This is a genomic window from Streptomyces avidinii, from assembly GCF_014650695.1.
GTDB classification, from domain to species: Bacteria; Actinomycetota; Actinomycetes; order Streptomycetales; family Streptomycetaceae; genus Streptomyces; species Streptomyces avidinii.
The window spans coordinates 1-3,650 of record NZ_BMVL01000044.1 but is presented as its reverse complement, the minus strand read 5'-3'; the positions used below and the strand labels follow the sequence as shown (position 1 = coordinate 3,650).

1 pseudogene is annotated in these 3,650 nt (G+C 71.6%); it reads left to right on the top strand.

What is annotated here, in order from left to right:
- Positions 1-16: 16 nt before the first annotated feature.
- Positions 17-3,650: pseudogene (locus IE257_RS37605) on the top strand (SDR family NAD(P)-dependent oxidoreductase); the annotation flags it as partial.

Here is a 3,650-nt window from a genome sequence, read left to right as displayed (position 1 = left end):
CACCGCGGGCAACCGGGTGTCCCTTCCGACCTACGCCTTCCAGCACCAGCGCTACTGGCTGGAAGACGCCGTGGCACCGACCGCGGACGGTGCGGTCGACCCCGTGGACGCGGCGTTCTGGGGTGCGGTCGAGCGCGCGGATGCCGCAAGCATCGCCGAACTGGTCGCCGGCCCGGATGCGGACGCCTGGGCGCCGGTACTCTCCGCGCTGTCGGCGTGGCGCAAGGGCCGCCAGGAGCAGTCGACCCTCGACTCGTGGCGATACCGCACGGTGTGGCGTTCGGTGACCGTGCCCTCGTCCGGTCGTCTGAACGGGACGTGGCTGCTGGTCACGTCCGGTACCGGGGCGCCGACCGAGGAGGTCCGCGATGCCCTCGTAGCAGCGGGTGCCGAAGTGACCTCCGTTGCGATCGCTTCCGGTCTCGATCGTGAGGCGTTGGCCGCACGACTCTCCGGATCCCCGGACGTGGCGGGCGTGGTGTCCCTCCTCGGCTGGGACGAGGAAGCGGGTACGTCGGCCACGGTGACGCTGGTCCAGGCTCTCGCGACCGCCGGGCTGGAGGCGCCCCTGTGGGTGCTGACGCGGGGTGCCGCGGCGGTGGGTGCGGATGATGTGGTCCGGCCGGCGCAGACGCAGGTGTGGGCGCTGGGTCAGATCGTGGGTCTGGAGCAGCCCGGTGTCTGGGGTGGTCTGGTCGACGTTCCCGAGGTGTGGGACGAGCGGGTGGCCGCCGGGTTCACGGGTGTTCTTGCCGCGGGCGAGGGTGAGGACCAGGTCGCGGTCCGGTCGTCGGGTGCGTACGCCCGTCGTCTGGTCCGTGCGCCTCTCGGGGCGAACCCGGATGTGGTGCGGGACTGGAACCCTCGGGGCACGGTCCTGGTCACGGGTGGTACCGGTGGTATCGGTGCCCATTTGGCGCGTTGGTTGGCGAAGGACGGTGCGGAGCACCTCCTGCTGCTGAGCCGTCGTGGTGAGGCGGCCGAAGGCGCCGCCGAGCTGGCGGCGGAACTGCGTGGCCTGGGCGCCGAGGTGTCGGTCGTGGCGTGTGACGTCACCGACCGCGACGCGCTCGCCGCGATCATCGAGGCCGTTCCCGCCGAACACCCCCTCACCGCCGTCTTCCACACCGCAGGAGTGGCCAGCTACGGAACCGTCGGGGAACTGGAACTCGCCGATCTGGAAGCCCAGATGGCGGCCAAGACCCTCGGTGCGCGGCACCTGGACGCCCTGACCGCCGAACTCGGCATCGACCTGGATGCGTTCGTCCTGTTCTCCTCCGGTGCCGCCGTCTGGGGCAGCGCCGGCAACGGCGGGTACGCCGCCTCCAACGCCTACCTGGACGGTCTGGCCCGCCAGCGCCGGGCCCGCGGTCTGACCGCGACCTCCGTCTCCTGGGGCGGCTGGAAGGCCACCGGCATGGCCACCGACGGCACCGCCGAGCAGCTGTCGCGGCGCGGCGTCCGGGCGATGGACCCGGCCCTGGCCATCGAGGCGCTGCGGCAGGCCATCGAACAGGACGAGACCGCTCTGACCGTCACGGACATGGACTGGGAGCGTTTCACCCCGGGCTACACCATGGCCCGCCGACGCCCGCTCATCGAGGACATCCCCGAAGTCGCCCGCATCCTGAACGAGGAGTCCGCCGCCCCCTCCGCCGATGACACGGTCGGCTCGGCCCTGCGCGCGGAGCTGGCCGAACTCAGCCGGACCGAGCAGGTCTCCGTCCTGCTGGACCTGGTACGCCGCGAGGTCGCCCGGATCCTGGCGCACTCCTCCACGGCGGAGATCACCCCGGAGAAGCCGTTCAAGGACCTCGGTTTCGACTCGCTGACCGCGATGGAGCTGCGCAACCTCCTTACCGCTGCCACCGGCCTGAAGCTTCCGGCGACCCTCGTCTTCGACTACCCCAACCCGCAGCAGCTGGCGGCCCACCTCCTGGCTGAACTGCTCGGTACCGGCACGGAACTCGCGCCCTCGTCGGCCGCGGTGCGGGCGGCCACCACGGACGAACCCCTCGCGATCGTCGGCATGGCCTGCCGCTACGCGGGCGGGGTCGCCTCCCCGGAAGACCTGTGGCGCGTGGTCGTCGAACACCGGGAGGGCATGTCCGAGTTCCCCTCCTACCGGGGCTGGGACCGCTGGAACATCAGCAGCGTCCGTCCCTCCGGATTCCTGCACGAGGCAGGGGACTTCGACGCCGCGTTCTTCGGGATCTCGCCGCGCGAGGCGGCCGCGATGGACCCCCAGCAGCGGCTGCTGCTGGAGACCTCGTGGGAGGCCATCGAGCGGACCGGAATCGATCCGCTGTCCCTGCGCGGCTCCGACACGGGTGTCTTCGTCGGCGGTACGGCGGTGGAGTACGGCGCGCTGCTGATGAACTCCCCGGCCAGCCAGGGGTACGCCGTCACCGGTTCGTCCGGCAGTGTGATGTCCGGCCGGGTGTCGTACGTCCTCGGGCTCGAAGGCCCCGCCGTCAGCGTGGACACGGCCTGCTCCTCCTCGCTGGTCGCCCTGCACCTCGCCGCGCAGTCCCTGCGTACCGGGGAATGCGACCTGGCACTGACCGGTGGCGTCGGCCTGATGGCGACGCCGGGTGCCTTCGCCGAGTTCGACACGCTCGGCGGCATGTCCGTGGACGGGCGTACGAAGGCCTTCGCGGCCGCGGCCGACGGCATCGGCTGGGGCGAGGGCGTCGGCATGATCGTGCTGGAACGCCTTTCCGACGCGCGCCGCAACGGTCACGAGGTCCTTGCGGTCATCCAGGGCAGTGCGATCAACCAGGACGGTGCTTCGAACGGTCTGAGTGCCCCGAACGGTCCTTCGCAGCAGCGGGTGATCCGGCAGGCCCTGGCCAACGCCGGACTGTCCACGGCAGACGTGGACATGGTGGAGGCGCACGGTACGGGCACCACGCTCGGCGACCCGATCGAGGCCCAGGCGCTGCTGGCCACCTACGGCCAGGACCGCCCTGCCGACCAGCCCCTGTGGCTGGGCTCCGTCAAGACCAACATCGGTCACACGGGCGCCGCCGCAGGTGTGGCCGGCGTGATCAAGTCCGTGCTCGCCCTGCGCGAAGGACTGCTGCCCAAGACCCTCAACGTGGATGCGCCCACCCCGAAGGTGGACTGGTCCGCGGGTGCGGTGGAGCTCCTCACCGAGGAACGTCCGTGGCCGGAGATGGGCCGTCCGCGTCGTGCGGGTGTGTCGTCGTTCGGTGTCAGCGGTACCAACGCGCACGTCATCCTGGAGCAGGCTCCCGAGGAGGAGCCGGCGGAGCCGGCCGCCGTCGAGGCTCCTGCGGCACCTGCCTTCGTGTCGCCCGTCGTGCCCTGGGTCTTCTCGGGCCGTTCCTCCGCCGCACTGCGCGGCCAGGCCGGACGACTGGCCGCCCTCGCCGAGCGGGAGCCGGAACTCGCCATCACCGATGTGGCACATGCCCTGGTGACGACCCGAGCCCGCCTGGACCACCGGGCCGTGGTGCTGGGCGGTTCCCTGATCGACCTCACCGAGGGCCTGCACACGGTCGCCGCCGGTGAATCCGGCGCCCGTGCGGCGTCGGGCGCGGCGACGGGAGGCGACCGGGTGGTGTTCGTGTTCCCGGGTCAGGGTTCGCAGTGGGTCGGTATGGGCCGGGAGTTGTGGGATTCGT